Annotated in this window: 5 protein-coding genes and 1 pseudogene; 5 read left to right on the top strand and 1 reads right to left on the bottom strand. The window is 68.7% G+C overall.

Annotation, left to right across the window (positions count from 1 at the left end):
• Both D7V80_RS26660 and D7V80_RS26655 read left to right on the top strand, forming a co-directional pair.
• Positions 1-417 (top strand): annotated as a pseudogene (locus D7V80_RS26660) (caspase family protein); the annotation flags it as partial.
• Positions 417-1043: a carboxypeptidase-like regulatory domain-containing protein gene (locus D7V80_RS26655; RefSeq protein WP_120590831.1), complete on the top strand. Its 627-nt coding sequence runs from the start codon at positions 417-419 to the stop codon at positions 1041-1043. The pseudogene D7V80_RS26660 and the gene D7V80_RS26655, both read left to right, overlap by 1 nt.
• A 4-nt stretch (positions 1044-1047) precedes the next feature.
• Here D7V80_RS26655 and D7V80_RS41500 read toward each other — a convergent pair whose 3' ends face one another.
• Entirely contained in the window at positions 1048-1398 is a 351-nt protein-coding gene (locus D7V80_RS41500) for a hypothetical protein (RefSeq protein ID WP_147447221.1), read from the bottom strand.
• 355 nt (positions 1399-1753) lie between these two features.
• On the opposite strand from D7V80_RS41500, the gene hemE reads away from it, so the two are divergent.
• The 3 genes from hemE (at position 1754) to fadJ (ending at position 6453) form a co-directional block, all read left to right on the top strand.
• Positions 1754-2797, top strand: a complete 1044-nt coding sequence (gene hemE, locus D7V80_RS26645) for a uroporphyrinogen decarboxylase (protein ID WP_043322836.1) — start codon at positions 1754-1756, stop codon at positions 2795-2797.
• 117 nt (positions 2798-2914) lie between these two features.
• Positions 2915-4216: an acetyl-CoA C-acyltransferase FadI gene (gene fadI, locus D7V80_RS26640; RefSeq protein WP_120590829.1), complete on the top strand. Its 1302-nt coding sequence runs from the start codon at positions 2915-2917 to the stop codon at positions 4214-4216.
• Positions 4216-6453: a fatty acid oxidation complex subunit alpha FadJ gene (gene fadJ, locus D7V80_RS26635; RefSeq protein ID WP_120590828.1), complete on the top strand. Its 2238-nt coding sequence runs from the start codon at positions 4216-4218 to the stop codon at positions 6451-6453. The genes fadI and fadJ overlap by 1 nt, the downstream gene beginning before the upstream one ends.
• Positions 6454-6536 lie beyond the last annotated feature (83 nt).

Here is a 6536-nt window from a genome sequence, read left to right as displayed (position 1 = left end):
GGCTGGGAGGGCGTGCTCCTGGACGGGAAGCTGGACCTCTGGGTGGACGTGGCGGCGGGGCAGGGGCGTCAGTCGCTGCGGTTGGATCCAGGCGGAGATGTGCCGGTGCGGCACCGCACGCTGCTCGTGGGCGTGGCGGTGGGTCCCACGTGGACGTGGGGGCGATTGGGCCTGTCCACCGGTCCGCGCGTGGCCGGCTTGTGGTTGCAGCGCTCCTTCCAGTTGGAGCTGTTGGACAGGAACGAGCAGTACGTCACGGCCTGGCCGGGATGGATGGCCGCGCTGTCGTTCCGCTTCAGCCCGGCATGGATGGTGGAGGCGCGAGCGCAGGCGTTGTGGGCCTACGTCCCGGTGGACGGGCAGACGCGCACGGTGGGCTTTGGAGGCCTGATGCTGGCCGGAGGGTACCGCTTCTGATGCGAGCCAGGACATGCGGCGGAGCGCTGGTGCTGGCGCTCGTGGGCTGTGGTGGATTCGACAACGGAGACCTGCGCACGGGCACCGTGCGAGGCCGCGTGCTGGGAGCGGAGTCCGGCGTGGCGCGCGTCAGCGTGCTGGGCCATGAGGAGCTGCGCGCGACGGTGGCCGCGGATGGCCGCTTCGAACTGGACGGCGTGCCTGCGACGTCGTTGGAGTTGTACGTGGTCGCCTCACGCACGAAGGCGGCGAGGACGCCCGTGCTGGCGCAAGGCGCCCAGGTCACCGACGTGGGCGACATCCAGGGGAAGCCCGGGGCCTTCCTCACCGTAAGGGTGCGGGACGAGCAGGGCGCCATCCCACCCGACGTCGAGGTGGAGCTGCGGGGCACGGGAGAAGACCGCGCGAAGGTGGACACGAGCAGCGGCGAGGTGCGCCTGGGACCGCTGCCCGCGGGCTGCTACGCGCTGGAGGTCAAGGCCGACGACCTGGAGGACGTGGAGGCGGAGGTCTGCGTCCGTGAAGGCGAGGAGCGGCTCCAGCCCATCACGCTGCCCGCGGATGACGACGGCGGTGGAGACGACGACGGCGGCAGCGACGACCACGGCGGACGGGACGGCGGCTGAATCGTCACTTCAGGTCAGTGACCCGTAGCGAATCGAGGAAGGCTTCGCCCTCGGGGAACGGGTCAGCCTCGGCGGAGACGACCTGAAGGAAGACGAGGCTTGTCCCCGCGACGATCCAGCGGTCTCGGAGCAGCTCTCCCGGACCGTCTGGCTTCTCTTTTGGAGGCACAAGCCACTCTTGAACGCTCTTGCGCCATTCCCACCCGTACCAGGGGGCGGGTAACCGGGTGAGCTCCTTCTCTGAAATGCCGTATCGCTGGATCAGCGTCACTCGGAGTTGCTCACGCTTCTCTTCTGACGACGCGTGGAGTCCATAGACATTGGTGGCCAGGTCGATGTTGAGCTGTCGGCCCAAGTCCAACTGGTACCACGAGCAGGTGACGTAGGCCGTGGCCTGGGGCTCGATGCGGGCTACGTCAGCGGGGTTGATGTCCTTACATCCGGAATAGACCCCTGTAGGGTCGACCCGAGGTGCTCCAGGAGGCACCCGAGGCGCCACGACGCTCGCCCCGGGAACCGGCTCCCAGCGGACCAACTCCTGAGGCAGCGGCCACTGTGGCCGGACAGGAGCAGCCGTCCGCCCCGCCGCGCAGGCCATGCATGCGAGCGCGAGCAGGCTCGGAACGAAGCGGTTCAACCGGGTCATGAAGATAGGGTACACCCCGGTCCGTGAAGCCCGTGATTCCCTCCCGCCCCTCGAAGGTGACGACGTGAACGACCGACTCCTGCGCACGGCGCGCCGCCAGCCCACTGACACCACCCCCGTGTGGCTGATGCGTCAGGCGGGCCGCTACCTGCCCGAGTACCGCGCCATCCGCGGCAACATCGCGTTCCTGGACCTCTGCAAGAACCCGGACCTGGCCGCCGAAGTCACCGTCCAGCCCATCACCCGCCTGGGCGTGGACGCGGCCATCATCTTCTCCGACATCCTCATCCCCGTGGAGGCCATGGGCATCCACCTGGAGCTGGGCGACAAGGGCCCCCACTTCCCCAACCCGCTGCGTACGCCCGCGGACATCGACAAGCTCGGCGTTCCCGACCCCGTCGAAGGCACCGGCTTCGTCGCCGAGGCCATCCGCCGCACGCGCAAGGCCATCAACGACTCCGTGCCCGTCATCGGCTTCGCGGGCGCGCCCTTCACCCTGGCCGCGTACATGGTCGAGGGCGGCGGCTCCAAGAGCTACATCCAGATCAAGCGCCTGCTCTTCGAGCAGCCCGAAGTGGCCCACCGCCTCTTCCAGAAGCTCACCGACACCCTCATCCCGTACCTCAAGATGCAGGTGGAGGCCGGCGCCAGCATCGTCCAGATCTTCGACTCCTGGGGCGGCGAGCTGTCCCCCTGGGACTTCGAACGCTTCAGCCTCCCGTACCTCACCCGCATGGTGACGGAGCTCAAGGCCACCGGCGTCCCCGTCATCCTCTTCGGCGTGAACATGACCCCGCACCTGCCGCTCCTGAAGCGCACCGGAGCGGACGTCATCGGCCTGGACTGGCGCTGCCCCGTGGACGAGGGCCGGCGCATCCTCGGGCCGGACGTGGCCACCCAGGGCAACCTGGATCCGCTCCACCTCTTCCTGCCTCGCGAGGAGCTGGACGGTCGTGTGAAGGACATCCTCCGCCGCGCCGGCCCCACCGGGCACATCTTCAACCTGGGCCACGGCATCCTCCCGCCCACCGACCCGGACGCCGCGAAGTTCCTCGTGGAGGCCGTCCACAAGCACGGCGCCGCCCTCCGCCAGGGCACGCTCGGCTGAACAATCCCCCGCCCGCCCGACTGGCGAGCAGTTGACTCAAGAATCAATCCGACATTGACGCGGTGCATTGCCCGCCGTTAGAAGCGCCTCACTCGTTTCACAGAGGGTGAGGCACACATGGCAAGCGAGAAGCGCAACGGCCACCGGCGGGTGGCCATCGTTCGCGGACTGCGGACGCCGTTCGCGAAGGCGGGCACCGTCTTCGCGAACCTGACGGCGCTGGACCTGGGCCGGATGGTGGTCCAGGAGCTGGTGCAGCGCAGCGACCTGGACCCCAACGAAATCAACCAGGTCGTCTTCGGACAGGTCATCCCCACGCTGACCGCGCCGTCCATCGCGCGTGAGGTGGTGCTGGCGGCGGGCCTGCCCAAGCGCATTGACGCCTTCACGGTGGCGCGCGCCTGCGCCACGTCCATCCAGTCCATGGTGGCGGGCGCCAACGCCATCGCGCTGGGCGACGCGGAAGTCGTCATCACCGGCGGCACCGAGTCCCTGTCCGACGCGCCCATCTTCACCAGCCGCCCGCTGGCGCACGCGCTGGCCGCGTCGTCCAAGGGCAAGAGCCTGCCGGACAAGCTCAAGCCCTTCCAGAAGCTCAAGGCCAAGGACCTCATCCCCGTGCCCCCCGCCATCGCCGAGTACTCCACCGGCGAGACCATGGGCGAGAGCGCGGAGAAGATGGCCAAGGAGAACGGCATCACCCGCGAGGAGCAGGACCTCATCGCGTTCAACTCGCACCAGAACGCGGCCCGCGCGTGGAAGGAGGGCCTGTTCGACGGCGAGGTGATGCACGTCACCGTGCCGCCGAAGTACGAGCAGATCGCCACGAAGGACAACATCGTGCGCGAGGACACCAGCCTGGAGGCGCTCGCCAAGCTCAAGCCGGTGTTCGACCGCCGCTATGGCAGCGTCACCGCCGGCAACGCGTCCCCGCTGACGGACGGCGCCGCGGCGCTCTTGCTGATGAGCGAGGAGAAGGCGAAGGCGCTGGGCTACGAGCCGCTGGGCTTCCTGCGCTCGCACGCGTTCGCCGCCACGGACCCGGGCGACCAGCTGCTCCAGGGCCCGGCGTACGCGGCGCCCGTGGCGCTCAAGCGCGCGGGGATGAAGCTCGGGGACATCGACCTGGTGGAGATGCACGAGGCCTTCGCCGCGCAGGTGGCGAGCAACCTCCAGGCGCTCGCGTCCAAGGAGTTCGCGAAGAAGGCGGGCTTCAACGCGCCGGTGGGCGAGGTGGACCGGTCCATCCTGAACGTGACGGGCGGCTCCATCTCCATCGGGCACCCGTTCGGTGCCACGGGCGCGCGCATCATCACGCAGGCCCTCAATGAGCTGAAGCGTCGGAACAAGAACACGGTGTTGTGCACCGTCTGCGCCGCGGGTGGCCTGGGCGCCGCGGTCATCCTGGAGCGTGCGTGATGGCGACCAAGCAAGAGGCAGTCGAAGCGAAGCAGGGCTTGAGCTACGACGTCACGAACGGCGTCGCGGTCATCACCGTGGACCAGCCGGGCGCGCCGGTGAACACGCTGTCCCCGGACGTGGGCACCGCGTTCTCGGAGCTGCTCGTGCAGGCGGAGCGGGACCCGGAGGTGAAGGCCGTCGTCTTCATCTCCGGCAAGAAGGACAACTTCGTCGCCGGCGCGAACATCGACTTCCTTCAGACCCTGAAGACGCCCGCGGACGTGGAGGCCATCAGCCGCGGCGCGCACGAGCAGTTCGACCGGCTGGAGGCCTTCTCCAAGCCGGTCGTCGCGGCCATCCACGGCGCGTGCCTGGGCGGCGGCCTGGAGTGGGTGCTCGCGTGCCACTACCGCATCGTCACGGACAGCCCCAAGTCGGTGGTGGGCCTGCCGGAGACGCAGCTGGGCCTCATCCCCGGGGCTGGCGGCACGCAGCGGCTGCCCGCGCTGATTGGCGCGGAGGCCGCGCTGGACCTCATCCTCACCGGCAAGAACGTCAAGCCGTCCAAGGCGAAGAAGCTGGGCATCGTGGATGAAGTCGTGCCGGTGCCCATGCTCAAGGACATCGCGCTCAAGCGCGCGGCGGAGCTGGCGGCGGGCACGCTCAAGGTGGAGCGCTCGCACCAGGGCTTCAAGGCCGTGGCCCAGAGCGGCAAGAAGAAGGGCATCGCCGGCATCTTCCAGGGGCTCATCAACAAGGACCTGTGGAAGGAGGCGGCGCTGGAGGACAACCCGCTCGGCCGCAAGGTGATGTTCGACCAGGCGAAGAAGCAGCTCCTGAAGAAGACGCGCGGCAAGTACCCCGCGCAGGAGAAGGCGCTGCAGGTCATCCGCGTGGGCCTGGAGTCCGGCCGCAAGGCGGGCCTGGACGCGGAGGCGAAGGCCTTCGGCGAGCTGGTGTTCACGGACGTGTCGCGGCGCCTGGTCGAAATCTTCTTCGCCACCACGGCGCTGAAGAAGGAGAACGGCACCTCCAACCCCAACCTGAAGCCGCGCGAGGTGAAGAAGGTGGGCGTGCTGGGCGGCGGCCTCATGGGCGGCGGCATCGCCTACGTGGCCGGCGTGCTCCAGGGCGTGCCCGTGCGCGTGAAGGACCGGGACGACGCGGGCGCGGGCCGCGCGCTCAAGCAGGTGCAGACGGTGCTGGATGAGCGCGTGAAGCGCCGCTCGCTCACCCGGCTGGAGTCCAACGCGAAGCTGTCCAACATCACCGCGGGCACGGACTACAGCGGCTTCAAGTCGGTGGACCTGGTGATTGAAGCGGTCTTCGAGGACCTGAAGCTCAAGCACCAGGTCATCGCGGAGGTGGAGGCCGTCACCGGCGAGAACACCATCTTCGCGTCCAACACCTCCAGCCTGCCCATTGGCGAGCTGGCGAAGGGCAGCAAGCGCCCCTCGCAGGTGATTGGCATGCACTACTTCAGCCCGGTCCACAAAATGCCGCTGCTGGAGATCATCACGCACCCGGGCACCGCGGAGTGGGTGACGGCCACCTGCGTGGACGTGGGCAAGAAGCAGGGCAAGACGGTCATCGTCGTCAACGACGGGCCGGGCTTCTACACGTCGCGCATCCTCGCGCCGTACATGAACGAGGCCGCGTACCTGCTGGCGGAAGGCGCGGACATCGTCCAACTGGACAAGGCGCTGGTGGACTTCGGCTTCCCGGTGGGTCCCATCACGTTGTTGGACGAGGTGGGCATCGACGTGGCCCAGAAGGTGGGCCCCATCATGGAGGCCGCGTTCGGCAAGCGCATGGCGGCGCCCAAGGCGCTGGAGGGCGTGGTGTCCGACGGCCGCCTGGGCCGCAAGACGAACAAGGGCTTCTACCTGTACGAGAACGGGAAGAAGAAGGAGGTGGACCCGCAGGTCTACCTGCTCCTGCCGCACGGCAAGGACCGCAAGTCCCTGGATGCCGCGGAGATGGCCGAGCGCGTCGCGCTGCAGATGGTGAACGAGGCCATCCGCTGCCTGGGTGAAGGCGTCCTGCGCAGCGCGCGCGACGGCGACGTGGGCGCCATCTTCGGCCTGGGCTTCCCGCCGTTCCTGGGCGGCCCATTCCGGTACGCGGACGCCCTGGGCCCGGCCAACCTGCTGCGCAAGCTGGAGCACTACCAGGACAAGTACGGCGAGCGCTTCACGCCCGCGCCGCTGCTGGTGGAGAAGGTGCGCGCCGGCAAGGGCTTCTACGAGTCCTGAGCGCATGACGCACCGGGCGGTGAGGGGACCTCAAACGGTCTTCTCCTCGTTTCCGGGCCTGACTTGACGCGAGGGGCGGTTCT

The sequence above is a fragment of the Corallococcus sp. CA054B genome (genome assembly GCF_003611625.1).
GTDB lineage: Bacteria > Myxococcota > Myxococcia > Myxococcales > Myxococcaceae > Corallococcus > Corallococcus coralloides.
This window is presented reverse-complemented; position numbering and strand designations above follow the sequence as displayed.

Bases quoted from the DNA above. Each gene is read 5' to 3' on its own strand.
- fadI (WP_120590829.1), top strand. From the start codon at position 2,915: ATGGCAAGCGAGAAGCGCAACGGCCACCGGCGGGTGGCCATCGTTCGC.
- fadJ (WP_120590828.1), top strand. From the start codon at position 4,216: ATGGCGACCAAGCAAGAGGCAGTCGAAGCGAAGCAGGGCTTGAGCTAC.
- D7V80_RS26655 (WP_120590831.1), top strand. From the start codon at position 417: ATGCGAGCCAGGACATGCGGCGGAGCGCTGGTGCTGGCGCTCGTGGGC.